The sequence below is a fragment of the Cellulomonas carbonis genome, assembly GCF_014636275.1.
Lineage (GTDB): Bacteria > Actinomycetota > Actinomycetes > Actinomycetales > Cellulomonadaceae > Actinotalea > Actinotalea carbonis.
Window position 1 is genome coordinate 632,817 of record NZ_BMEB01000001.1, and the last position, 22,831, is coordinate 655,647.

General features: G+C 75.3%; 24 protein-coding genes. 10 read left to right on the plus strand and 14 right to left on the minus strand.

Going from position 1 to position 22,831, the window contains the following annotated elements:
• Positions 1-53 precede the first annotated feature (53 nt).
• Positions 54-1,199: a site-2 protease family protein gene (locus tag IEV86_RS02880; RefSeq protein ID WP_043605698.1), complete on the minus strand. Its 1,146-nt coding sequence runs from the start codon at positions 1,197-1,199 to the stop codon at positions 54-56.
• 54 nt (positions 1,200-1,253) lie between these two features.
• Between IEV86_RS02880 and IEV86_RS02885 the strand changes: the two genes are divergently transcribed.
• Complete coding sequence (locus IEV86_RS02885; protein ID WP_043605675.1) at positions 1,254-2,153, plus strand: RecB family exonuclease; 900 nt, start codon at positions 1,254-1,256, stop codon at positions 2,151-2,153.
• Here IEV86_RS02885 and IEV86_RS02890 read toward each other — a convergent pair.
• Positions 2,137-2,874, minus strand: a complete 738-nt coding sequence (locus IEV86_RS02890; RefSeq protein ID WP_268235173.1) for an HAD family hydrolase — start codon at positions 2,872-2,874, stop codon at positions 2,137-2,139. The two genes, IEV86_RS02885 and IEV86_RS02890, sit on opposite strands and share 17 nt — an antisense overlap.
• A 59-nt stretch (positions 2,875-2,933) precedes the next feature.
• Here IEV86_RS02890 and IEV86_RS02895 point away from each other — a divergent pair, with 59 nt between their 5' ends.
• Positions 2,934-3,800, plus strand: a complete 867-nt coding sequence (locus tag IEV86_RS02895) for a PAC2 family protein (RefSeq protein ID WP_043605673.1) — start codon at positions 2,934-2,936, stop codon at positions 3,798-3,800.
• A 37-nt stretch (positions 3,801-3,837) separates the two neighbouring features.
• Here IEV86_RS02895 and mshC read toward each other — a convergent pair whose 3' ends face one another.
• Positions 3,838-5,097, minus strand: coding sequence for a cysteine--1-D-myo-inosityl 2-amino-2-deoxy-alpha-D-glucopyranoside ligase (mshC, locus tag IEV86_RS02900; RefSeq protein WP_043605672.1), 1,260 nt, complete (start codon positions 5,095-5,097; stop codon positions 3,838-3,840).
• Positions 5,098-5,177: 80 nt separating this feature from the next.
• Between mshC and IEV86_RS02905 the strand changes: the two genes are divergently transcribed.
• The gene (locus tag IEV86_RS02905) at positions 5,178-6,251 is read left to right on the plus strand and encodes a CorA family divalent cation transporter (RefSeq protein ID WP_052426140.1); all 1,074 of its coding nucleotides are present in this window, start codon (positions 5,178-5,180) and stop codon (positions 6,249-6,251) included.
• Here IEV86_RS02905 and IEV86_RS02910 read toward each other — a convergent pair.
• Positions 6,152-7,027: an undecaprenyl-diphosphate phosphatase gene (locus tag IEV86_RS02910; RefSeq protein WP_043605670.1), complete on the minus strand. Its 876-nt coding sequence runs from the start codon at positions 7,025-7,027 to the stop codon at positions 6,152-6,154. The genes IEV86_RS02905 and IEV86_RS02910 overlap by 100 nt on opposite strands.
• 61 nt (positions 7,028-7,088) lie before the next feature.
• Between IEV86_RS02910 and IEV86_RS02915 the strand changes: the two genes are divergently transcribed.
• Positions 7,089-8,045, plus strand: coding sequence for an aldo/keto reductase (locus IEV86_RS02915; protein WP_043605668.1), 957 nt, complete (start codon positions 7,089-7,091; stop codon positions 8,043-8,045).
• A 22-nt stretch (positions 8,046-8,067) separates the two neighbouring features.
• On the opposite strand, the gene IEV86_RS02920 is transcribed toward IEV86_RS02915, so the two are convergent.
• Complete coding sequence (locus IEV86_RS02920) at positions 8,068-8,391, minus strand: hypothetical protein (protein WP_043605666.1); 324 nt, start codon at positions 8,389-8,391, stop codon at positions 8,068-8,070.
• Between the two features lie 65 nt (positions 8,392-8,456).
• On the opposite strand from IEV86_RS02920, the gene IEV86_RS02925 reads away from it, so the two are divergent.
• Complete coding sequence (locus IEV86_RS02925) at positions 8,457-8,690, plus strand: DUF5703 family protein (protein WP_043605664.1); 234 nt, start codon at positions 8,457-8,459, stop codon at positions 8,688-8,690.
• 3 nt (positions 8,691-8,693) lie between these two features.
• Here IEV86_RS02925 and IEV86_RS02930 read toward each other — a convergent pair whose 3' ends face one another.
• The 4 genes from IEV86_RS02930 to ald all read right to left on the minus strand — a co-directional run bounded on the left by IEV86_RS02930 (position 8,694) and on the right by ald (position 14,000).
• Positions 8,694-10,043, minus strand: a complete 1,350-nt coding sequence (locus IEV86_RS02930; protein WP_043605696.1) for a M20/M25/M40 family metallo-hydrolase — start codon at positions 10,041-10,043, stop codon at positions 8,694-8,696.
• A gap of 81 nt (positions 10,044-10,124) precedes the next feature.
• On the minus strand, positions 10,125-12,197 hold the full coding sequence (locus IEV86_RS02935) for a M3 family metallopeptidase (RefSeq protein ID WP_043605662.1): 2,073 nt from the start codon (positions 12,195-12,197) through the stop codon (positions 10,125-10,127).
• Complete coding sequence (locus IEV86_RS02940) at positions 12,194-12,805, minus strand: GNAT family N-acetyltransferase (RefSeq protein ID WP_052426139.1); 612 nt, start codon at positions 12,803-12,805, stop codon at positions 12,194-12,196. The genes IEV86_RS02935 and IEV86_RS02940 overlap by 4 nt, the downstream gene beginning before the upstream one ends.
• An 82-nt stretch (positions 12,806-12,887) precedes the next feature.
• The gene (gene ald, locus IEV86_RS02945) at positions 12,888-14,000 is read right to left on the minus strand and encodes an alanine dehydrogenase (RefSeq protein ID WP_043605661.1); all 1,113 of its coding nucleotides are present in this window, start codon (positions 13,998-14,000) and stop codon (positions 12,888-12,890) included.
• Between the two features lie 176 nt (positions 14,001-14,176).
• Here ald and IEV86_RS02950 point away from each other — a divergent pair, with 176 nt between their 5' ends.
• Positions 14,177-14,938, plus strand: a complete 762-nt coding sequence (locus IEV86_RS02950) for a fructosamine kinase family protein (RefSeq protein WP_043605659.1) — start codon at positions 14,177-14,179, stop codon at positions 14,936-14,938.
• 52 nt (positions 14,939-14,990) lie between these two features.
• Here the strand turns inward: IEV86_RS02950 and IEV86_RS02955 are convergent, their stop codons facing one another.
• On the minus strand, positions 14,991-15,368 hold the full coding sequence (locus tag IEV86_RS02955; RefSeq protein ID WP_043605657.1) for a PASTA domain-containing protein: 378 nt from the start codon (positions 15,366-15,368) through the stop codon (positions 14,991-14,993).
• Positions 15,369-15,717: 349 nt separating this feature from the next.
• Here IEV86_RS02955 and IEV86_RS02960 point away from each other — a divergent pair, with 349 nt between their 5' ends.
• The gene (locus IEV86_RS02960) at positions 15,718-17,100 is read left to right on the plus strand and encodes a DEAD/DEAH box helicase (protein WP_188484538.1); all 1,383 of its coding nucleotides are present in this window, start codon (positions 15,718-15,720) and stop codon (positions 17,098-17,100) included.
• Between the two features lie 126 nt (positions 17,101-17,226).
• Here IEV86_RS02960 and IEV86_RS02965 read toward each other — a convergent pair whose 3' ends face one another.
• Both IEV86_RS02965 and IEV86_RS02970 read right to left on the minus strand, forming a co-directional pair.
• The gene (locus IEV86_RS02965; RefSeq protein ID WP_043609305.1) at positions 17,227-18,318 is read right to left on the minus strand and encodes a hypothetical protein; all 1,092 of its coding nucleotides are present in this window, start codon (positions 18,316-18,318) and stop codon (positions 17,227-17,229) included.
• A 120-nt stretch (positions 18,319-18,438) separates the two neighbouring features.
• Positions 18,439-19,005 carry a hypothetical protein gene (locus tag IEV86_RS02970; RefSeq protein ID WP_152605762.1) on the minus strand — a complete coding sequence of 189 codons (567 nt, stop codon included), beginning with the start codon at positions 19,003-19,005 and terminating at the stop codon, positions 18,439-18,441.
• 166 nt (positions 19,006-19,171) lie between these two features.
• On the opposite strand from IEV86_RS02970, the gene IEV86_RS02975 reads away from it, so the two are divergent.
• From IEV86_RS02975 to IEV86_RS02985, 3 genes are read left to right on the plus strand one after another with little or no spacing between them, the layout of a single operon-like run.
• A complete protein-coding gene (locus IEV86_RS02975; protein WP_043609303.1) occupies positions 19,172-19,918 on the plus strand; it encodes a hypothetical protein in 747 nt (248 codons plus the stop codon).
• Complete coding sequence (locus IEV86_RS02980; RefSeq protein WP_043609299.1) at positions 19,915-20,505, plus strand: DUF4352 domain-containing protein; 591 nt, start codon at positions 19,915-19,917, stop codon at positions 20,503-20,505. Before IEV86_RS02975 ends, IEV86_RS02980 begins: the two co-directional genes overlap by 4 nt.
• Positions 20,502-21,110, plus strand: coding sequence for a hypothetical protein (locus tag IEV86_RS02985; protein ID WP_043609292.1), 609 nt, complete (start codon positions 20,502-20,504; stop codon positions 21,108-21,110). The genes IEV86_RS02980 and IEV86_RS02985 overlap by 4 nt, the downstream gene beginning before the upstream one ends.
• On the opposite strand, the gene IEV86_RS02990 is transcribed toward IEV86_RS02985, so the two are convergent.
• Together IEV86_RS02990 and IEV86_RS02995 are read right to left on the minus strand one after the other, a co-directional pair.
• The gene (locus IEV86_RS02990) at positions 21,086-22,423 is read right to left on the minus strand and encodes a hypothetical protein (protein ID WP_052426503.1); all 1,338 of its coding nucleotides are present in this window, start codon (positions 22,421-22,423) and stop codon (positions 21,086-21,088) included. The genes IEV86_RS02985 and IEV86_RS02990 overlap by 25 nt on opposite strands.
• Positions 22,424-22,538: 115 nt before the next feature.
• Positions 22,539-22,739: a hypothetical protein gene (locus tag IEV86_RS02995; protein ID WP_152605761.1), complete on the minus strand. Its 201-nt coding sequence runs from the start codon at positions 22,737-22,739 to the stop codon at positions 22,539-22,541.
• Between the last annotated feature and the right edge of the window lie 92 nt (positions 22,740-22,831).

Consider the following 22,831-nt stretch of genomic DNA (forward strand, 5'->3'; position numbering starts at 1 on the left):
GGGGGCGTCGGCGTCGTCGGCGGGCGGCGGGGTCTGGGTCACGTGGCAGGAGTCTAGGTCGCGCGCAGCGCGCGGACGACGTCCTGCGAGCGCAGAACGCCGACGACGCGCACGCCGTCGACGACCGCCACCGTCGGCGTCACGCGGGCCAGCGCGGCCACGGCGCGCAGCGCGTCCGGCCCCGTGAGCCCGACGTCGACCGAGGCGCCCTCCGGCAGCGGCAGCGCGACCGCCGAGAGGGCGGTCCGGGCACGCCGCTCGTCCGGGACCGAGAGCGCGGCCGCGGCGTCGACGACCGCGACCGGACGACCGTCACCGGCGAGCAGCACCGCGTCCTGCACGGGTGCCGCGGCGTGCGCGACCGCCGTGTCGAGGTCCAGGAGCGTCCCGCGCGCAGGCACGGCCACCGCGGGGCGCATGAGGCCGCGGACCGTGACGCGCGCGGCGCGACCGTCGGCGCGGGCCGCGCGCACCGCCTGGCCTGCCCCGCTCCACAGGAACGCGCCGATCAGGACGGTCCAGAGCAGGCCGACGGCGTCCGGCCGACCACCCGCGAGCAGCGGGCGCCCGACGCCCCAGACGACGACGAGGACCGCGACCGCGCGGCCGACCCACCCCGCGACGGCGGTGCCCCGCGAGCGCGACCCCGTGACGCGCCACACGGCGGCCTCGAGGACGCGCCCGCCGTCGAGCGGCAGGCCCGGGACGAGGTTGAACAGACCGACGAACCCGTTCGCGAGCGCCGCGGCGACCAGGAGCAGCCACACGACGGACCCTCGCGACGTCGGTGCGAGCAGCTCGGCCGCGAGCCAGGCCGCACCGCCCAGGACGAGGTTGACGAGGGGTCCGCTCGCGGCGACGAGGGCGCTCGCGCGCGGTGTGGGCGCCGAGCCGCCCAGACGGGTGTGACCGCCCAGGAGCGTCACGGCGAGCTCCTCGACCCGCACGCCCTGACGCCGGGCGACCAGGGCGTGCGCGAGCTCGTGCAGGAACACCGAGCCGAGCAGGAGCAGCACGAAGACCGCCGACACGGCGTACGCCCCGACCTCGTCCACGAACGCGATCGACCGCACGGTCGGGGCGAACAGCACCGTGAGCACCACCGCCGCGAGCACCCAGCCCGGCGAGACGACGACGGGCGCGCCCGCGGCCCGACCGACGACCCAGCCCCGGGTGCGCGCGTCGCGTGGTGTCTGCACGCGCACACCCTAGGCATGCCCGGTCGTGTCGGACCCCCGACGTATCCTCGCCGCGTGCCACAGACCGAGCTCGCCGTGCAGCCCGTCAGCCCCGCACCGCCCGGTGCGGAGGGTCCGGCGCCCGCACCCCGGCGACCGCCCGGGCTGTCACCCTCGCGCGCGAACGACTACCTGCAGTGCCCCCTGCTGTTCCGGTTCCGGGTGGTCGACCGGCTGCCCGAGCCGCCGAGCGCGGCCGCGGTGCGCGGGACGCTCGTCCACGCGGTGCTCGAGCGGCTGTACGACGCCCCGGCGGGTGCGCGCACCCCGGCGGCGGCGCGTGCGCTGGTCGCACCCGAGTGGGACCGGATGCTGCAGGAGCGCCCCGAGTGCGCCGAGGTGCTCGCGGACGACGTCGACCTCGACGCGTGGTTCGCGCAGGCCGGCGCGCTGCTGGACACGTACTTCACGCTCGAGGACCCGAACCGCCTGCAGCCCGCCGAGCGCGAGCTCGACGTCGCGACGCAGCTCGAGGACGGCCCGCAGCTGCGCGGGATCGTCGACCGCGTCGACGTGGCGCCCGACGGCGCGATCCGGATCGTCGACTACAAGACCGGCCGGTCGCCGCGCGAGGGCTTCGAGAGCGGCGCGCTCTTCCAGATGCGGTTCTACGCCCTCGTCGTCTCGCGCCTGCGGCACCGCGTCCCGGCGATGCTCCAGCTCGTGTACCTCGGTGACGGCACCGTGCTCCGGCACGTCCCCGACGAGGCCGAGCTGCGCACCACCGAGCGACGCGTCCGCGCGATCTGGTCGGGCATCGTCGCCGCCGCCGAGCAGGGCTCCTGGACGCCCCGACCGGGACCGCTGTGCGGCTGGTGCGCGCACAAGGACCTGTGCCCCGCGTTCGGCGGGACACCCCCCGAGGTGCCGCCGGGCGCGGTCGAGCTGACGTTGGGCGTCACGCCTCGGTCGTGAGCCCCGCCTGCCCGGGCGCGTCGACGGGCATCCGGTCGAGGACCTCACCAGCGCCGATGCGGGCGAGGGCCGCGAGGTCGACGTCCTCGAGCGACGCGACCCGGCTCAGGCCGTCGCGCGGCTCGACCGGGACGAGGTGCTGCACGCCGAGCGTCCGGGCGCCCGACGCGAGCGCCGACGCGATCCCGGGACGCGAGTCCTCGATCGCGACGCACCGCGTGACGTCGACACCGAGCACCTCGGCGGCACGCAGGTACGGCTCCGGGTCCGGCTTGCCGCGGGACACCTCGTCCCCGGTCACCATGACCGTCAGGACGCCCTCGGGCGCGGTGCGCATCGCCTCCTCGGCGAACCGTCGGTACGACATCGTCACGAGCGCGCACGGCACGCCCGCGTCGCGCAGGTCCTCGAGCAGGCGACGGGCCCCCGGCTGCCACACGGTGTGCGAGCGGACCGAGGCGACGACGCCGTCGATGAGGCGCTCGACGATCTCGCCCGTCGGCAGCGTCACACCGGCCTCGGCGAGGAGCGCCGCCGAGTGCTCCAGCGGCAGACCGACGAGGCGCAGCGCGTCCTCCGTCGTCCACGTCCCGCCGAACTCCTGGACGAGCGCGGTCTCCGCCGCGATCCACGCCGGCTCCGTGTCGACGAGCGTCCCGTCCATGTCCCACAGGACGGCGGCGGGCAGGTCGGGGACCACGGGGGCGGGAGTCGCGGGCACCGGCGCAGTCTAGGTGGCCGCCTCGGCCCGCGCCGGGGCCGAGCGCCTAGGCTGACCGCATGACCGACGCACTGCCCGGTGGGCGCCTCCGCGGTCCGGTCCTGCTCGCCGCCTTCGAGGGCTGGAACGACGCGGGGTCGGCCGCGACGCAGACGCTCGCGCACCTGCACGAGGTGTGGGGCGCCGAGCAGGTCGACGAGCTCGATCCCGAGGAGTTCCACGACTTCCAGGTCAACCGCCCGACGGTCGGCCCGGGCCCCGACGGCGGTCGCGTGATCTCGTGGCCGTCGACGACGGTCGCGGTGGCCGAACCCGGTGCGGGCGACCCCGTCGTCCTCGTCCACGGCATCGAGCCGTCGATGCGCTGGCGCCGCTACTGCACCGAGCTTCTCGACATCGCCGAGCGGCTGGGCGTCCGGACCGTCGTCACGATCGGCGCGCTCCTCGCCGACGTGCCGCACACGCGGCCGATCCCGGTCACCACGACCACCGAGGACCACGGCCTCCAGCTCGCGCTCGGCGTCGAGCCGAGCACGTACGAGGGCCCCACGGGGATCGTCGGCGTGCTGCAGCACGCCGCGTCCCTGCGGGGTCTCGCCGGCGTGTCCCTGTGGAGCGCCGTCCCGCACTACGTCGCACACCCGCCGTCCCCCAAGGCGACGCTGGCGCTGCTGGCCCGGATCGAGGAGCTCGTCGGCGTCCCGGTGCCGCTCGGCGACCTCCCGGAGGACGCCGAGGCCTGGCAGCACGGCGTCGACGAGCTCGCGGCCGAGGACACCGAGATCGCCGAGTACGTGGCGCAGCTGGAGGAGGCCAAGGACACGGCCGACCTGCCCGAGGCGACGGGCGAGGCCATCGCGCGCGAGTTCGAGCGCTACCTGCGTCGCCGCGACCGGGGCCCGGGGCACGGCGGGCCCACCGCCTGAGGGCGGCTGTGAACCGCTCCCGACGACCGTCCTCGCGTCAGAGGCGCACGCCGAGGAGCGCGTCGACGGCACGGGCGAGCACGCCGGGTGCACCCTCGACGTCGCCGCCGACGCTCAGCGCCGCGTCGGCCCACGTGTCGACGGCGCGCAGGGCTGCCGGGGCGTCGAGGTCGGCGGCCAGGGCGGACCGGACGGCCTCGAGGGTCGACGTCGCGTCGGGTCCCCCGTTGCCCGAGACCGCGTCGCGCCACCGGGCGAGCCGCTGCTGCGCCTGGGCCAGGACGTCGTCGTCCCACTCCCAGTCCTCGCGGTAGTGGTGCGCGAGGACGGCGAGGCGGACCGCCATCGGGTCCACGCCCTGCTCTCGCAGCCGTGACACGAGCACCAGGTTGCCGAGCGACTTGCTCATCTTCTCGCCGTCGAACGCGACCATCCCGGTGTGCACGTGCACGCGCGCACCGGCCGCGCCGAGCGCCCGCGCGTGCGCCGTGCTCATCTCGTGGTGCGGGAAGCACAGGTCCTTGCCGCCGCCCTGGACGTCGAACTCGGGGCCCAGGGCGCTCTGCGCGATCACGGTGCACTCGATGTGCCACCCGGGACGCCCCGACCCGAGGACGCCGCCGTCCCAGCTCGGCTCGCCCGGACGCTCACGGCGCCACAGCGCGGGGTCGAGCGGGTCGCGCTTGCCGGGTCGCGCCGGGTCGCCGCCGCGCTCCGCGAACAGCTCGACGGTGCGGTCGTGGTCCAGACCTGCCACGGAGCCGAAGTGCGGGTCCACCGAGACGTCCGCGTACACGTCACCGAGCTCGGGCAGGTCGCCTCCGGCGCCCTGCTCGACGGCGACGCGGTACGCCAGGCCGCGGTCCAGCAGGCGGGCGACGGCGTCCGCCACGAGCGGGATCGTCTCGACAGCACCGAGGTAGGTGCTGGGCGGGATGACGGCGAGGGCGGTCATGTCCTCGGCGAAGAGGGCCGTCTGCTCGGCCGCCAGGTCCTCCCAGTCGACGCCCGTCTGCGCGGCGCGCTCGAGGAGCGGGTCGTCGACGTCCGTCACGTTCGACGCGTACCGCACCTCCAGGCCCGAGTCGAGCCACGCGCGGTGCAGGAGGTCGAACGCGATGTACGTCGAGGCGTGACCGAGGTGGGTCGCGTCGTACGGGGTGATGCCGCACACGTAGAGCGAGGCGACGGGACCCGTGGCCGCCGGCACGAGGGCGCCGGTGGCGCTGTCGACGACGCGCACCTCCTGACCTCGCCCGGGGACCTGGGGGACGGCAGGAGCAGGCCAGGTACGCACGCGCGCAGCCTAGGGCACCGAACCGGGAGGCCGGCCGCCGTTCTCCCCACCGACGGGCGGCTGCGGTCCACACTGCACTCATGGACAGCGCAGGAGCCGTCTCCGTGTGGGTCCGGACGGGTGGTGCGTGGGCGCCTGCTCCGGAGGGCTACCGCAGGGCGGGCCAGGAGCCCGTCTGGCTCCGGGTCGACGACCCCGCACGCGTCGTCGCAGGGGCCGTCGCGCTCGGGGCGGACCCGGACGTCGTCCGGGCGGCGGGCGCGCACGCGCTGCCCGCGCCCGCGGGGCGTCCGCACGTCGAGCACCTCGCGGGCGGCGGCGTCTACCTCGTCACGCCGACGGTCGCCTTCCGACCGACAGAGAGCGCGGTCGTCACGGGCACCGTGACGTGCCTCGTCGTGGAGGGACTGACGGTCACGGCCGAGACCCCGGACGGCGCCGTGCTCGACCGGCTCGCGGCGCGGCTCCCGACGTCACCGGGCGTGGCCGACCGCATCTCGTCCGGGGTGCTCGCGGGGCTCGTGGCGTCCCTGGTCGCGGGCGCGGCGGAGGTCGAGGTCGGGCTCGCCGAGGCCGTCGCGGACCTCGAGACCGAGGTGTTCGCGGACGCCTCGGCGACGCCCGTCGAGCGGTTGTACGCGCTCAAGCGGGAGGTCGCGGAGGCGCGTCGAGGGCTCGTGCTCCTCGCCGCCGAGCTCGCGGACCTCGTGACCGACGTCGACGAGCGCGCCGCGGAGGACGCCTGGGTCTGGCGACCGGCGGCCGTCGTCGAACGCCTCGACCACCGGCTCGAGGGACATGACCGCCTGCTCGGCGACATGCTCACGGCGCACCTCGCGCTCGTGTCCCTCCGCCAGAACGACGACGTCCGGCGCATCTCGGCGTGGGCCGCGATCGCGGCCGCACCGACCCTCCTCGCGAGCGTGTACGGCATGAACTTCCGTCACATGCCCGAGCTCGGCTGGCCGATCGGCTACCCGCTCGCCGTCGCCGTCATGGTCGCCGTCTGCGTCGTCCTGCACCGCGTCTTCACGCGCAGCGGGTGGCTCGGACGTCAGGCGTCGGCGCCCGCGAGCGGCTCGAGCACGCCCGTGAGCAGCAGGCCGACGACGACCGCGGCGAGCACGAGGCGGTACACGACGAACGGCAGGTAGCTGTAGGCCGACACGATCCTCAGGAACCAGATGATGACGACGTAGCCGACGGCGAACGCGATGACGGTCGCGAGGACCGTCACGCCCAGCCCGGGCGTCCCCGCGGAGCCGAAGTCGTCGAGGCTCGTGACGAGCTGCTGGACGCCCGAGCCGAGCACGGCGGGGATGGCGAGCAGGAACGAGTACCGGGCCGCGGCCTCGCGCGTGTAGCCCATGAGCAGTCCCGCGGTGATCGTGCCGCCCGAGCGCGACACGCCCGGCACGAGGGCCATCGCCTGCGCGAAGCCGAACAGGACGGCGTGCCGCCCAGTGAGCTTCTCGAGGGGCCGTCGCTTGGCGCCGACGCGGTCGGCGATCCCGAGGAAGACCGCGAACACCGCGAGCATCGCCGCGACGACGTACAGGTTGCGGAACGGCCCCTTGATCGAGTCCTCGAACAGCAGGCCCAGCACGACGATCGGGACCGAGCCGAGCGCGATCCACCACGCGAGGCGGGCGTCGGCGTCGTGCGCGCCGAGCCGGTCCCGCCAGGTCGTCCCGTCCCGACCACGCAGCGCACCCCACCACGCCCGGACGATCCGCACGATGTCCTTGCGGAAGTACAGGAGCACGGCCGTCTCGGTGCCGATCTGGGTGATCGCCGTGAACGCGGCACCGGGGTCCTCACCTCCGGGCAGCAGCTGCCCGACGATGCGCAGGTGCGCGCTCGACGAGATCGGGAGGAACTCGGTCAGGCCCTGCACGAGGCCGAGGACGGCCGCTTCCCACCACGTCACGTGCCGCAACGTTACAGGTCGCGGCAACGCCTGCCGACGTGCGCCGGTAGCCTTGCCGACCATGGAGGAACGCCGAGTCGGGGGCACCGGCATGCGCGTCTCGGCCCTCGGTCTCGGCACCCTGACCTGGAGCCGTGACACCGACGAGCACGACGCCGCCGAGCTGCTGCGCACCTTCGTGGACGCGGGGGGCACGCTGGTCGACACGGCGGCGAGCTACGCCGACGGCGCGGCCGAGGAGCTGGTCGGCTCGCTCCTGCGGACCACCGTGGCGCGGGACGAGGTCGTCCTGTGCACCAAGGGAGGTGTGCGCCGGACGGCGCACGGTGGCGTCGTGGACGCGTCGCGCGGGGCGCTGCTGGACTCGCTGGACGGGTCCCTCGACCGGCTCGGGACCGACCACGTCGACCTCTGGCTCGTGCAGGCCCCCGACCCGCGGACGCCGCTCGACGAGACGGTGCGCACGCTCGAGCACGTGCTCGCGTCCGGGCGCGCGCGCTACGTCGGGCTCTCGAACCACTCGGGCTGGCAGACCGCGCGCGCCGCGACGCTCCTCGGTCCGGGCGCCCTCGCGGCGGTCGAGGTCGAGTACTCGCTGCTGCAGCGCGGCGTCGAGCGAGAGGTCGTCCCGGCGGCCGCGGCGCTCGGCGTCGGCGTCCTCGCGTGGTCGCCCCTCGGCCGGGGCGTGCTCACGGGCAAGTACCGCCGGACCGTCCCCGCGGACTCGCGGGCCGCGTCGGCCCACCTCGCCGGGTTCGTCCAGCCGTACCTCGGCCGCGGGTCGACACCCGTCGTGGAGGCGCTCGTGACGGCTGCCGAGGGGCTCGGGCGCTCCCCGCTCGAGCTCGCCCTCGCCTGGGTGCTCGGCCGCCCGCAGGTCAGCTCCGCGATCGTCGGCGCCCGGACGCCCGCGCAGCTGCGCGCCGCGCTCTCGGTGGGCACCGCGCTGCCCGAGGCGATCGCGGCCGCCCTCGACGAGGTCAGCGCACCCGCGACGGGCTACCCCGAACGCCGCTGAGGTCAGGCGTCCTCGTCGGGCGTCAGGCGTCCTCGTCGAGCTCCGTGCCGTCGAGCATGTCGTCCGGGTCCAGGTCGTCCTCGTCGATCTCGTCGCGCTCCGAGCCCTCGTCCTCGTCGTCGTCGTCCTCGTCGTCGTCGGCGTCGTCGTCCGCGAGGTAGAAGGGCAGGGTCTCGCCGTGGACGCGCACCATGGCGTCGTCGTACACCTCGAAGGCGTCGGCCAGGACGTCGTAGGCGTCGTCGACCGCGGGGTCGTCCTCGCTGCGACGGGTGGCCACCGCGGCGAAGTGTGCCTCGAGCGCTGCCTGGAACCTGTCGAGCGCCGCGCGCGGGTCTACCGTCATGCCCCGACCGTAGCGCCGGGCCGTGCACAATGACACTCGATCCGTCGACACCCACGGAGGCACATGTGACGAGCAGCACCACGACGCGTCCGCGCCGTGAGGGGTGGCGTTCCCAGGGCGAGTACGAGTACCGCGTCGTGTCGGTGGGCCGCGACACGAGCCGGAACGACGCCCGGCGGCTGCTCACGGAGCACGCCGAGTACGGCCGGTGGGAGCTCGCCCGGACGCAGCTCTACGCGGGCGGCGAGCGGCGGTTCTGGCTCCGACGGAAGATCATCCGCGTGCGCAGCACGCTCTGACGCTCAGCAGTCCGCGAGCAGCCGGTCGAGGACGCGCGTGCCGAACCGCAGCGAGTCGACCGGGACGCGCTCGTCGACCCCGTGGAACATCGCGGAGAAGTCGAGGTCGCCGGGCAGCCGCAGCGGGGCGAAGCCGTAGCCCGTGATGCCGAGTCGCGCGAGCGACTTGTTGTCGGTCCCGCCCGAGAGCATGTAGGGCAGCACGACCGCGTCCGGGTCCTCGTGGTGCAGGGCCGCGACCATCGCGTCGACGAGGTCGCCCGCGAACGGCACCTCGAGCGCGACGTCGCGGTGGAGGTCCTCGACGCGCACGCCGGGCCCGGCCAGGCGCTCGAGCTCGGCGCGGGCCTCGTCCTCGTGCCCGGGCAGGAAGCGCGTGTCGAGGACGGCCTCGGCGCGGCCCGGGATGACGTTCGCCTTGTAGCCGGCGTCGAGCTGCGTCGGGTTGGCGGTGTTGCGCGTCGTGGCCCCGACGAACCGCGCGGCCGGGCCGAGGGCGGCCACGAGTCGCGCGACGCCCTCCTCGTCCTCGGGGTCGAACGGGATCCCGGTCAGGTCGGCGACGCCGTCGAGCAGCGCACGCACGGTCGGTGTGAGCTGCTGCGGCCACGCGTGCGCGCCGATGCGGGCGACTGCGCCCGCGAGCATCGTCACGGCGTTCTCGTCGTTGACCTGCGAGCCGTGGCCCGCGCGGCCCTCGGCGACCAGGCGGAGCCAGCCGATGCCCTTCTCGGCGGTCTGCAGCAGGTACGCGCGCCGACCGGCGACGTCGACGGAGAAGCCGCCGACCTCGCTGATCGCCTCGGTCGCGCCCTCGAACAGCTCGGGTCGGTTGTCGACGGCCCAGCGCGCGCCGAAGGCACCACCGGCCTCCTCGTCGGCGAACATCGCCACGACGACGTCGCGCGCGGGGCGCCGACCCTCGCGGGCCATCTGCCGCACGACCGCGAGGATCATCGCGTCCATGTCCTTCATGTCCACGGCACCGCGGCCCCACAGGAGGCCGTCGCGCTCCTCGCCGGCGAACGGGTCGACCGACCAGTCCGCCGCGGCGGCGGGCACGACGTCGAGGTGGCCGTGCAGCACGAGGGCGGACCTGGTCGGGTCGGTGCCCGGGAGCCGGACGACGACGTTCGCGCGGCCGGGTGCGGACTCGAACAGCTCGGGGTCGAGACCGACCTCGGTGAGCGAACCCATGACGTACTCGGCGGCGGCGCGCTCACCGGGCCCGCTGCCGTCGCCGAAGTTCGAGGTGTCGATGCGCAGGAGGTCCTGGCAGATGCCGACGACCTCGTCCTCGGCGGTCGGTGCGGACGTGCCGGTGGCTGCGCTGGTCGCGGGTGCGTCGTGCATGCGCGTCACGCTACCCGGCGGGGTACCGCGGGTCGCCGCCCGCGGTACCCCGCCCGGCCGTCGTGCGTCGACGGCGTCGGCTCAGCCCTCGAGGCCGCGCCGCGCGAGCAGCGGGGCGATCTCCGGATCGCGACCGCGCAGCTCGCGGAACGTGTCCATGACGTCGAGCGACCCGCCGCGCGACAGCAGCGCCCGCCGGAAGCGGTCGCCGTTCTCCCGGCGCAGGCCCCCGTTCTCCCGGAACCACTCGACCGTGTCGGCGTCGAGGACCTCCGACCAGATGTACGAGTAGTACGCCGCCGCGTAGCCGCCGCCGAAGACGTGGTTGAAGTACGTCGTGCGGTAGCGCGGCGGTACGGCGTGCACCGCGATGCCGGCCGCCTCGAGCGCGCGGGCCTCGAACGCCTCGACCTCGTCGACGTCGGTGGGCACCTCGTCGGCCCGCAGCCGGTGCCACGCCTGGTCCAGGAGCGCAGCCGCGAGGTACTCGGTCGTCGAGAAGCCCTCGTTGTACTGGCGCGACGCGATCATCGTGTCGACCCACTCGGTCGGCATCGGCTCGCCGGTCTCGTGGTGCACGGCGTAGCGACGCAGCACGGACGGCTCCCAGGCCCACATCTCGTTGACCTGCGACGGGTACTCGACGAAGTCGCGCGGCACCTCGGTGCCCGACTGCGACGGCAGGCGGACGTCCGAGAAGAGGCCGTGCAGCGCGTGCCCGAACTCGTGGAACAGGGTGATGACCTCGTCCCAGCTCAGCAGCGTCGGCTCGTCGGCGGGCGGCTTGGGGATGTTGAGGTTGTTGACGACGACCGGCTTGGCCTCGAGCAGATGGCTCTGGTCGACGAGGTTGTTCATCCACGCGCCGCCGCGCTTGGAGGGCCGGGTGTACCAGTCGGCCAGGAAGAGGCCGACGCCCTCGCCGTCGGCGTCGTGGACCTCGTAGACGCGCACGTCGGGGTGGTAGCCGACCAGGTCAGGCCGACGCGTGAACGTGATCCCGTAGAGCTCGGTCGCGGCGTGCAGGACGCCGTCGTGGACGACCCGCTCGAGCTCGAGGTACGGGCGCAGGAGGGTGTCGTCGAGCGCGTACCGCTCCTGCCGCACCTTCTCGGAGTAGTACGCCCAGTCCCACGGCTCGAGCGACGCTCCCGGCTCGTCGCGGCGCAGGGCCTCCTCGAGCGCCTCGGCCTCGCGTCGGGCGTTCGCGGCCGCCGCGGGCGCCAGGCGTCCGAGGATGGCCCCGACGGCCTCCGGGGTGCGCGCCGTGGAGTCGTCAGCGACGTACGCGGCGTGGTGCTCGAAGCCGAGCAGGTCGGCGCGGCGCGCGCGCAGCCGCGCGAGCTCGAGCAGGATCGCGCGCGTGTCGTGGTCCCCGCCGCGACCGCCGCGCCGGACGGACGCCTCGTGGACCCGCTTGCGCACGTCCCGGCGGCGGAGCGTCGCGAGGACGGGCTGCTGGCTGAAGAGCGACAGCTCGAGCAGGTAGCCCGTCGCGTGCCCGGCCTGGTCGGCCGCCTGGCGCGCCGCCGCGACGGCGTCCTCAGGCAGCCCCTCGAGGTCCTCGACGTCGGTGACGAGCACGGCCGACGCGTTGGTGTCGGCGAGCAGCTCGCGCCCGAACGCCGTCTCGAGCGTCGTGATGCGCGCGTTGAGCTCCCGGAGCTCCGCCTTGGCGTCGTCGTCGAGCGCGACGCCCGCGCGGACGAAGTCGCGGCGCAGCGTGTGCAGGAGCCACGCGGCGTCGTCGGCGAGGCGGACCTCGCCGGCCTCGACCCGGGCGTGCAGCGCCTCGACCCGGTCGTAGAGCCGGCGGTCGAGGTAGATCGCGTCGTGGTGCGCGGCGAGGAGCGGTGCGACCTGCTCCTCGACCTCGTCGAGGAACGTCGAGGTGTCCGAGCTCGTCCGGTTGAAGAAGACCGCGCTCACGCGGTCCAGGAGCGCACCGGACCGCTCGAGCTCGAGCAGGACGTTCTCCTCGGTGGGCGGCTCGGGGTTGGTCGCGATCGCCTCGACCTCGGCGCGCTCCTCGGCCATCCCGGCCTCGAAGGCGGGCAGGTAGTGCTCGTCGCGCACGAGCGTGAAGTCCGGGAGGCCGTACGGCAGGTCGGAGGGGTTCGCGAACGGGTTGGCGGCGTCGATGGGGACGGTCATGCCGTCATCCTCCCCGACGGGGCCGACGGACGCGGCGCGACGAGGTCCGTCGCGGGCCACGGCGCGAGCGGCTCCCGCGGGTCGTCGCGCAGCAGGGTCCCGACCCAGTCGTCGCGGCGGCGGTCGCGCTGGACGGCGCCGTCGCGCACGACGCCCTCGAACCGGAACCCGACACGCCACACGGCCCGCCACGAGGCCCAGTTGCCCCCGTACGCGTGCCAGACGACGCGGTCGACGTCCATCCCCGCGGGGTCGAACGCGTGCTCGAGGACGAGCAGGAGCGCGCGGTGGAGGATCCCCTGACCGCGCGCCGACGCCCCGAGCCAGTAGCCCACCTCGGCCGAGCGCACCGGCTGGCGGCTCAGGCCGACCATGCCCCGCAGCACGCCGTCGGTGCGGATGCCCCACGTGCGCTCGCGGTCCTCGGCCCACCCCGCGCGGACCCACCCGCGCACGAAGCCCTCGGCGTCCGAGCGCGCGTACGGGCTCGGCACCGTGGTCCACTCCTGGATGGCCGCGTCCTGGCACAGGGCGGTCACCGCCTCGACGTCGTCCTCGGTGGGCGCCGCGAGGGTCACGACCCCGTCGGTCAGCGTGATCGGCTGCATCCGCGCAGGCTAGACGCCTCCGGGCTGCGCCGTCCGGGTCTTTTCCGCCGGACCAGGACGTCCGGGCGTCGCGCCGCCCGCATCAGGCCAGGACGGCCTCGGGGGCCGCGCTCGTGAGGCCGTGCGCCTCCGCGACGCCCGCGTGCAGGAGCGCGCCCTCGTGCGTGGTCAGGCCCTTCGCCAGGGCGGGGTCGGCGGCGACGGCACCGCGCCACCCCCGCTCGGCGAGCAGCAGGAGGTACGGCAGCGTGACCGCGGTGAGCGCGTGCGTCGACGTCACGGGGACCACGCCGGGCATGTTCGCGACGCAGTAGAACGTCGAGTCGTGCACGCGGAACGTGGGGTCGTCGTGCGTCGTCGGGCGCGTGCTCTCGAAGCACCCGCCCTGGTCGACGGCGATGTCGACGAGCACCGACCCGGTGCGCATCCGGCTCACGAGGTCGTCGGTCACGAGCGTCGGCGTCCGGCGGCCGGGCACGAGGACCGCGCCGACGACGAGGTCGGCCTCGAGGACCGCGTGCTCGACCGCGTACGCGCTCGACGCGAGCGTCCGCACCCGTCCGCCGTAGGCGGCGTCGAGCTCGCGCAGCCGGGGCATGGAGACGTCGAGCACGGTCACGTCGGCGCGCATGCCGACGGCGATGTCGGCGGCGTGACGTCCGGCGACGCCACCGCCGATGACGACCACGGACGCCGGTGCGACGCCGGGCACGCCTCCCGGCAGGACGCCACGACCACCCTCGCTGCGCAGCAGGTGGTACGCGCCGACCTGCGTCGCGAGCCGGCCGGCCACCTCGCTCATGGGCGCGAGGAGCGGGAGCGAGCCGTCGGGCAGCTCGACGGTCTCGTAGGCGATCGACGTGGTGCCCGCCCGCAGGAGGGCCTCGGTGCACGGCCGGCTCGCGGCGAGGTGGAGGAACGTGAAGAGCACCTGGTCGCGGCGCAGGTGGCCGTACTCGCTCTCGACGGGTTCCTTGACCTTGCACACGAGGTCGGCCGCCCAGGCGTCCGCGGCGTCCGGGACGATGCGCGCGCCGGCTGCGGCGTACGCGTCGTCGACGACACCCGACCCGAGGCCAGCCCCCGACTGGACGAGCACCTCGTGCCCGGCCGCCGCGAGCGCGTGCGCACCCGCCGGCGTGAGGGCGACGCGGTACTCGTGGTTCTTGACCTCGGTGGGCACACCGATCCTCATCCGGACCTCCTCGTCTCGATGGTGCGAGGATGGCACGCGCCGAGGTCGCTGAACAGTACCTTTCAGCAGGTCGGCGGAGCCCTCACGACGGAATCGACAGTGAAGGCGCCGTATCGCCGCTCTTTTCGCGGTGGGCCGCCTGTGCGCGAGCGGCGGGCCCGTGGTGAACTCCCCCGATGACGACGTGGCTCAAGTCGCGGCGGGACGCGCCGCCCGGCTTCTTCGCGTGCGAGGCCGCGGGCCTGGGCTGGCTGCGCGTGCCCGGCGGCCCTCGGGTCGTCCGCGTGCTCGGGGTGCGGGACACGGCGCTCGAGCTCGAGCGCCTGGTGCCCAGCCGCCCGACGGCGCGAGCCGCCGACGACCTCGGCCGCTCGCTCGCCGTCCTGCACCGCGCGGGCGCGCCCGCCTTCGGCGCACCGCCCGACGGGTGGACCGGAGACGGCTTCTTCGGTCCGTTGTCCGAACCCCTCCCGCTGCGGGCCGGGCGCTACGAGCGCTGGGGCGAGTTCCACGCCGCGTGCCGGCTCGAGCCCCTCGCCGACGCGCTGCGGCGGCGGGGTCGGCTCGACGACGACGTGGCGGGTGCGCTCGAACGACTCTCCCGACGGCTGCGGGACGGCGCGCTCGACGACGGGTCGCCGCCGGCCCGGGTCCACGGCGACCTGTGGTCCGGCAACGTCGTGTGGACGCAGGACGGTGCCGTGCTCGTGGACCCGGCAGCCCACGGCGGGCACCCGCTCACCGACGTCGCGATGCTCGACCTCTTCGGGCTCCCCCACCTGGACCGCGTCACGGCGGCGTACCGCGAGGCCACGGGGCTCGTGGTCGACCGCGGCCTGCTCGCGCTGCACCAGGTCTACCCCGTGGGCATGCACGTCGTGCTGTTCGGCGAGGTCTGGGCCGGCAGGCTGGCGGCCACCCTGCGCGCCTCGGCCTGACGACGACGGAGCCGGCCCCCGTGGCGGGGGCCGGCTCCGTGTGGACGCGGTGTCAGCCGCGCGGGGCGACCGTGAGCGTGACGGTCTCGCCGGCCTCGAGCTCGCCGTCGGCCGGGTCCTGCGCGGTGACGAGGTACGTGGTCGGGTCCTCGACCGTGACCTCGGCACCCGCCTCGTCGACGGCGACGACCTCCAGACCGACGCGGCCCAGGTTGTCCTGCGCGGTCGCGAGGATCAGCAGCGTCACGTCAGGGACCTCGACGGGGCCCTCGGCCTCGGCGGGCTCCTCGGTCTCGGCGTCCGAGCCCGACTCCTCGGTCGCCTCGACCTCGGTGGTCTCCTCCGGCTCGTCGGACGAGCAGGCGGAGGTCAGCAGCACTGCGGTCGTCGCGACGGCTGCGAGCGCAGAACGCACGACGGTGCGGTTCATCAAGTCAGACTCCTCGTGGATCGTGAGGGTGCGCGGACGACTCGTCGGCGCGACCCGGGCCCGTCGTCAGGCACCGGAGTCGACGCTACGCCTGCCGCACGGGCGTCCCAAGCCATTTGTGCGGCGGTCGAGACCGACGTCACACCGGGTGATCCCGTCGCAGGTCACACCACGTCGCCGACGGGCCCCGGCTCGCCGGGGCCGGGTTGCACGGGCCCGCGGCGCGACGTGTGCGAGACTGACGGCACGAGGGCAGCGCCTGCTGCGCGCCCAGCGTCGTGGAGACCCCCCAGCACTCGCTCTGGTTGCTCTGGCGGCGGACCCACCTACAGCCCCGAGAGGCACTTTCTTGACCACCTTCGCCGACTTCGGCCTGCCCACCCCTGTCGTCCGCGTCCTCGCGGAGCAGGGCATCACGGCCCCCTTCCCCATCCAGACGGCCACGCTGCCGGACTCGCTGCGTGGACGCGACGTCCTCGGCCGCGGCCGCACGGGCTCGGGCAAGACGCTCGCGTTCTCCCTCCCGCTCGTCGCCCGCCTGGCGACCGACGGCGCCGCCCGCCGTCCGCGGCGTCCCCGTGCGCTCGTGCTGTGCCCCACGCGCGAGCTCGCCAACCAGATCGACGCGACGCTCGCACCGCTCGCGGCGTCGCTCGGGCTCACCACGACGACCGTCTTCGGCGGCGTCGCGCAGTCGCGCCAGGTCGCCGCGCTGGACCGGGGCGTCGACGTCCTCGTCGCGTGCCCCGGCCGGCTCGAGGACCTGCTCTCCCAGAAGCTGCTGACGCTCGACGCGGTCTCGGTGACGGTGCTCGACGAGGCCGACCACATGGCCGACCTGGGCTTCCTCCCCGGCGTCAAGCGGATCATGGACAAGACCCCGCGCAGCGGCCAGCGGCTGCTCTTCTCGGCGACGCTCGACAACGGCGTCGACCAGCTCGTCCAGCGGTACCTCGACAAGCCCGTCCAGCACTCGGTGGACAGCGCCGAGTCGCCCGTGACGGCGATGACGCACCACTTCCTCGAGGTCCGTGACGCCGACGCCAAGCGCGCGGTCGTCCACGAGCTGGCCTCGGGCACGGGGCGCCGCGTGCTGTTCATGCGCACGAAGCACCAGGCCAAGAAGCTCGCCAAGCAGCTCACCGCGGCCGGCATCCCCGCCGTGGACCTGCACGGCAACCTCAGCCAGAACGCCCGCGAGCGCAACCTCGAGGCGTTCAGCACGGGCGGCGTGCGGGTGCTCGTCGCGACGGACATCGCGGCCCGCGGCATCCACGTCGACGACGTCGAGCTCGTGGTGCACGTGGACCCGCCCGCCGAGCACAAGGCCTACCTGCACCGCTCGGGCCGCACGGCACGCGCGGGTGCGGGCGGCGACGTCGTGACCCTCGTCCTTCCCGAGCAGCGCCAGGACGTCCGCTCGCTCACGCGCGCGGCGAAGATCGACGCGCGTCCCCAGCAGGTCGACCACGGCAGCGCCGTGGTGCGGTCCCTCGTGGGTGCGGTCGCGCCCACGGTCCCCCACGTCGCGCACGTGGCGCCGACGCGGCCCTCCGGTGGCTCCACGACGGGTCCGCGACGCGGCGGCGGCTCCGCGCCGACCACCTCGGCGCGACGCGCCGGCAGCCCGGTCGCGACCGCCGCTCCCACGTCCGAGGGCGGGGACCCGGCACGCCGCCGTCGTCGCCGCGGCGGCGCGCGCCGCCGCCGTCCCGCGGGCGCGCAGGACTGACCACCACGCCGTCGCAGCACGACGCACCACGAAGGGGCCTGACCGGACGGTCGGGCCCCTTCGTGTCGATCGGTCGGCGTCGCGGGTCGGCGCTGGCCAGTGCTGGTCAGCGCAGGTCAGTGCTGGTCAGCGGACCACGGACGGCTGCGGACGGCTCAGGCCGGGCCGACGCAGCGAACGCAGCGCCCGCACGTCCGCGGCCCGCGGGAGCCACGGCACGGCGTCCGCGGTCGCGCGGTTCGAGCCGTAGACGAGCAGCGTGAGGAAGACGCCGTAGACGGGCAGGTGCCCGATGACCTCTGTCGTCCCGAAGAGCACGAGCGTCGCGTTGAACGGGACCATCGCGACGAGCACCGCGACCTGCGGGATCGCACCGGAGAGCACGAGCAGGCCGAAGAGCAGCTCGACCGCGCCGGCGACCGCGATGAACACGTCGGTCGGCACCGTGATCCCGACCAGGCCGAACACGTCGAGCTGGGGGTACGCCTCGAGCGTGTTGCGCGCGAGCTGGGGGTTCGTGAACTTCTCGCTGAACGCGAGCGCGACGAGCGCGACCGCGACGAGGGCCCGGAGCGACAGCAGCGCCGCGCGCAGCCGCTCGGGGCTGGGGTCGACGCGACCGAACGTGCCGTCCGACGGGGGCAGGATCGCGAGGAACAGCGCGATGCCGAGCAGGCCGGCCGTCTCCAGCAGCGCGACCGGTCCGGCGGCGAGGAGGGCCGGCGGGCCGAGCAGGACGACGCCCGCGGCGGCCGGGCGCAGGCGGACACCGGTGATCAGCCAGATGCCGACGGCGGCCTGGACGACCCCCGCGAGGTCCTGACCCGGCACGTCCTCGAGCGGCAGGGACGGCGTGAGGAACGCGCCGGTGACCGAGAAGGCCAGCAGCGAGACGCCCAGGTGGATCGCGAGGAGGCGCGGGACGTACGGCGCGAGGCGGCCGAGCGGCTCGAGGACGCGCAGCTCGGGCCGCGGCAGGCGGCGGCCGACGGCGCGCCACACGACCGCGGCCGCGACGACCGCGGCCGTGAGCAGCAGCGGGACCGGCGAGAGGAAGAACGACCACTCGCCGCCGTCGGCGTGCTCGGCGAACCAGCGCTCATGGGCCGAGGCGGGCGCTGCGGCCACGAGGAGGAGCGCGGCGCTCACGGCGGCGACGGCCGCGGGTCGGCGCACCGTCGTGCAGGCGCGGGGGGACGAGGGCAGGCGGAGGTTCATGTGGGTTCCCAGGATCGAGGTGTGCCGGGTCGCGTCCGGCGCAGACCGACAGTAGGGAGCGGACGGTCGCGGGCCGTGGGACCTTCGGTCCCGCACCGGGCGCCCCGACGCGGTCCGGCGTCAGCGGCCGGTCCAGCTCCACGACGACAGCACCGCGTCCACGACCCCCTGGTGCCGGTCGCCCTGGTCCGCCCGACGCAGGTAGCCGACGACGTGCACCCACCCGTCGCGCTCCACGAGGTGGTCGGAGAGCAGCTGGTCGCCGATCCGCGTGGTCCGACGGACCCCGTCGCCGTGCGGCGAGGTGACGTCGAGGGTCCCGACGAGCGTCGTCCCCTCCGACGCCGGCGCCGCGGCGATCTCGTCGACCGTGCCGACGTCGGCGACCCGCCCGAGGCACACCGCGAGGAGGTGCGCGCCGTCGCCCAGGGGGACGGTGGCCTCGCTCGCGCCCGCACCCGTCCCGACGGTCGCGACGCTCGAGGGCGCCGGGACGTCGAACGCGTGCGGCGGGCACCCGGCGTCGGCGACGTCCGGCACGTCGACCCGGTACGGCAGCGCGACGGACGACGGCGCGACGACGTGCTCACCGCGGGGCGTCCCGTCGGTGGTCCCGCAGCCGCCGAGGCCGAGCGCCACGACCACTGCGCCGACGACGGCGACTCCCCTGCTCCCGATGGCGCGCATGCCCGGTGATCGGCACGTCGAGCCCACACCTTCAGCGCGAACCGCACGCTGCCGCCCGGAGCGACCCGGCCGTGCGCGGGGCGGCAGCGGCGGGACGGCCGTCCCGGTGCTCCCTGGCAGGGCGGACGACGGCGCCTCGACGTCCCGCAGTCCCTACACTCTCGCCGTGCCCACCCCCTCGGACGAGACCGGACCCGCGGTCGTGGACGCCGCCGTCCGTCGTCGCGCGGACGCCCTCCGAGGCGGACGCGCCGAGGCGCGCGCAGGTCGGCGGAGGATCGCGGTCGCCCGCAGCGCGGTCGCGCGCCGGCTGCTCGACCGTCCCCTGCGGGACCTCGGCGCGGGCGCGACCGTCGTGCTGCTCGCCTCGACCGCCGCGTTCGGCGGGCTCCGCGACGCCGGCACGACCGTGGACGCCCTGGCGCCCGGCACGGCGCTCGTGGCGGCCCCGCTCGAGGTGACGGTCGACAAGGTCCTGTGGGTCGACGAGCTCCCGGGCGCGTACCCGTCGGAGGACGGCAACCGCTGGATCGCGGTGCTGACGACGTTCCGTTCGACGCACGACGCGACGCTCCTGGGACCCGAGCTGCGTCCGACGCTCTCCCTCGAGGGTGTCCCGGGCCTCGTCGGACGTCCCGACCCGGCGACCGGGCTGGTCGGCTCGACCGAGCGCCTCGTCCTCACCGACGGGTCGCGCCTCACACCCGTGCAGCCGGGTCTCGAGCACGACGCCGTGTTCCTCTTCGAGCAGGACGGCGACGTCGCCCCGCCCACCGAGGTCACGCTCGTCGCGGTCGGTCAGACCTTCCGCTCGAGCAGCCTCCAGGACCTCGACGAGTGGACCGACCCCGCCGTCGTCGCGCGGGGCACGCTCCCGGTCCGCGAGGCCGTCGACTCGACGGAGGGCCGGTGACGAGCCGCGCCGCGCACCGCGTCGGGTCGGCCGCGCTCGTGCTGGCTGCGCTCGTCGTCGGACAGGCGGTGCGCTCGGCGCTCCCGTCCGAGGACGCGGTGTCCGCGCCGTTCGAGCGGGTGGGCGACGTGGGCGAACCGGTCAGCCTGCGGTACGCGACCGTCACGGTCGGCGCCGCGGACGGCTCGACGGTCGTCGAGCAGCTCGGGACCGCCATGTCCACCACCGGCGTCTGGCTGAGCGTCCCGGTGACGATCACGGCGCACGGGGAGCCGCGGACCCTCACGCACGCCGAGGTGCGCGACGACCAGGGACGCACCTTCCTCGCGCGGGGGACGCGCAGCTCGTTCCTGCCCGGGACGGTGCAGGCGGGCATGACGCGGCGCGCGTGGGTCACGGTCGAGCTCCCCGTCGACGCCGCAGCCGGCGCGGAGCTCGTGCTGGGGCTGCGCGACGACCACCGGCTCGACGACGTCGCCGTCGTCGACCTCGGCGTGACCGATGCGGACGCGCGGCGCTGGGCCGCCACGACCGAGCCGCTCACGGTCCCCCAGCCGGAGGACGTCGGCGCCGGGGAGGCCCGGTGACGCGCCGGGCCCGCGGCACGTGGTGGGCGCGCAACCGGCTCGGCGTCGTCGGGCTGCCCGTCGCGCTCCTGGCCGCGCTCGCGGCGTCCTCCGAGCGGATCCCGACGTACCTCTGGCCGAGCGGCCTGCACGCCCCGCAGCGGGCCCCGGCCGGCGAGTGGCTGGACTTCGCCGACGACTACACCGCGGACGGCCTCGAGCACACACGCGCGGTCCGTGTCCGGGTCGACTCCGTCGAGCCCGCACCGGCGGGTTGGACGACGCAGGAGCTCCCCGACGGAACGGTCGGTGTCCAGGTCCGGTTGACGCTCTCGGCGGCGCCGGACGTCCCGCTGGTCGGCTGCACGCTCGCGCTGCGCGGTGCGGACGGGACCCGCTACGACCACCTCCCGGGTGCCGTCGCCGACCAGGGGTTCTCGCCCTGCGTGCCCAGCGACGCGCCCGGGCCGATGGTCGGGCTGGACGGGTCCGTGACACCGTCCGACGCACCGCGCCCCGCGACGTGGACGACGAGCCCGGTCGTGCTCGTCCCCGAGGGCACGGACCCCTCGGAGGTCGTGCTCTGGTGGGAGATGCCGGACTACGCGTCGTTCGCGCTCGACTGACCCACGGACGGCGCGAGCACGCGGTCGACCGCCGCCGCGAGCAGCGCGGCCGTCACGGTGAGGCCCACCGCGCGGGTCACGGTCTCGACGTGGGGTGCGAAGGACAGCCAGGTCCACAGGTCCTGCGGGCCCACCACCTGGCGGACCCCGACCGCGAGCGCATCCTCGAGCCCGCCGACGACGAGGAACACCAGCGCGAACACGAGCATCGGCCCCAGCCCGGCGACCGCGAGCTGACGCAGCCCGGACGCGAGGGCGGAGAAGCGGGACCGCAGGTCGCCGACCACCTGGTCCGCCACGTCCAGGCCCCACCGGCGCACGACCACGGGCACGCGTGCCGCCCCCGGGAGGGTCCGGACGCGCCGCGGCGGTGCGGCGAGCCGGTGGCCGTACACGACCGCGCCCACCGCGAGCCAGGCGACCGGGACGACGACGAGGCCGTCGACCGCCGCCACGACCCCGAGCAGCCCGTCGACCACCGTGTCCACCGGGCGACCGAGCGGGCCGAGGACGTCGAGCACCCGCAGCCACGCGTCGACGACCACGTCGACCGCGCGCCGGCTCTCGGCCCACGCCCACGCCCGGTCCTTGTAGTGCACGAGGACACCGGCGAGCGCCGTCATCCAGAAGACCTCGACGTACGCGCCGCCGAACGCGAGGGGACGCGGACGGGGGCGGCCGCGGGACGCGAGCCGTCCGTCGAGGCGCGCGAGACCCCACCGGAGCACGACCGCGACCGCGACGAGCACGACCTCCGCGACGCCGGTCGCCGCGAAGAACCGCTCACCGTCGAACGTGCCGCCACCCAGGACGCCGTCGGTGTAGAACTCGCGGCCCAGGATGCCGTTCTGGTAGCGGAACCTGTCCTCCGCGAGCAGCCCGTAGGACGCGTACACGGCGAGGAACGGGACGAGGACGCTCGCGAGCACGTCGACGACGTGCCGCTCGCGCCGGCTCGTGACGTCGTCCGGCGCGCGCACGGCCCCGGCGGCGGCGAGCGACGGCAGCGCGTCGCGCAGGAGGTGGAGCATGACGACGATCGCGGCGACCGAGGACAGGGGTGCGAGCGCCAGGACCGCGAACCCGAGCGTCGGGCTGACCTCGGACACCTCGATGGCTCCCCAGATCGCGCCCATCCGACCCGCGCCGCCCAGCAGCGCGACCGTGAGCAGGAGCGGCCAGTGACCCGCCCAGAGCCGCGCGCCGGCCACGACGACCGAGACCGAGTCGCCGACGAGATCGCGGGAGCGCGCGAGGAGCCCGGGCCGCTCGGCGGTCGTCTCCGACGCGGACTCGGCCGTGGGCTCGCTCATGGTCTCCTCGCGGCGGCAGGGGCGCTCGTGCGCGCGCCAGCCTAGGGCCGCGCGAGCCGGTCGGAGAACGCGGACCTGCGCGCCGTCGGCCCTGCCGGACGGCCCGCGCCGGTGGTCAGGCCGGCGTGCCGTCGCGCTCGTCGGGCTCGACGAGCGGCTCGTGCGTGAGCGGGTCCGTGCCCTCCGGGGCGGTGAACTCGGGCGTCTCGGGGGTTCCGGTGCCGTCGGCCAGGCCCGGCGCACCGGCGCCCGCATCGGCGGCGGCGACCGTCTCCTCGGTGGGCGGGTGCGGGACGAAGGGCTCCATCATGGCCATGGTCCGAGCGTGCCCCGGCCCGCCGCGGTGCGCGAGCCGTAGGGTCCGGCGGGACGTGGCGCACGGCCCGCCAGGCCGCGGACCGCCGGGAA

Coding starts and splice junctions, on each gene's coding strand:
- IEV86_RS02930 (WP_043605696.1), bottom strand. CDS start 10,043: ATGCACGACGCACCCGCGACCAGCGCAGCCACCGGCACGTCCGCACCG.
- IEV86_RS02995 (WP_152605761.1), bottom strand. CDS start 22,739: ATGGCCATGATGGAGCCCTTCGTCCCGCACCCGCCCACCGAGGAGACG.
- ald (WP_043605661.1), bottom strand. CDS start 14,000: ATGAGGATCGGTGTGCCCACCGAGGTCAAGAACCACGAGTACCGCGTC.
- IEV86_RS02935 (WP_043605662.1), bottom strand. CDS start 12,197: ATGACCGTCCCCATCGACGCCGCCAACCCGTTCGCGAACCCCTCCGAC.
- IEV86_RS02950 (WP_043605659.1), top strand. CDS start 14,177: ATGACGACGTGGCTCAAGTCGCGGCGGGACGCGCCGCCCGGCTTCTTC.
- IEV86_RS02970 (WP_152605762.1), bottom strand. CDS start 19,005: ATGCGCGCCATCGGGAGCAGGGGAGTCGCCGTCGTCGGCGCAGTGGTC.
- IEV86_RS02920 (WP_043605666.1), bottom strand. CDS start 8,391: ATGACGGTAGACCCGCGCGCGGCGCTCGACAGGTTCCAGGCAGCGCTC.
- IEV86_RS02990 (WP_052426503.1), bottom strand. CDS start 22,423: ATGAGCGAGCCCACGGCCGAGTCCGCGTCGGAGACGACCGCCGAGCGG.
- IEV86_RS02915 (WP_043605668.1), top strand. CDS start 7,089: ATGGAGGAACGCCGAGTCGGGGGCACCGGCATGCGCGTCTCGGCCCTC.
- IEV86_RS02905 (WP_052426140.1), top strand. CDS start 5,178: ATGGACAGCGCAGGAGCCGTCTCCGTGTGGGTCCGGACGGGTGGTGCG.
- IEV86_RS02955 (WP_043605657.1), bottom strand. CDS start 15,368: ATGAACCGCACCGTCGTGCGTTCTGCGCTCGCAGCCGTCGCGACGACC.
- IEV86_RS02895 (WP_043605673.1), top strand. CDS start 2,934: ATGACCGACGCACTGCCCGGTGGGCGCCTCCGCGGTCCGGTCCTGCTC.
- IEV86_RS02965 (WP_043609305.1), bottom strand. CDS start 18,318: ATGAACCTCCGCCTGCCCTCGTCCCCCCGCGCCTGCACGACGGTGCGC.
- IEV86_RS02940 (WP_052426139.1), bottom strand. CDS start 12,805: ATGCAGCCGATCACGCTGACCGACGGGGTCGTGACCCTCGCGGCGCCC.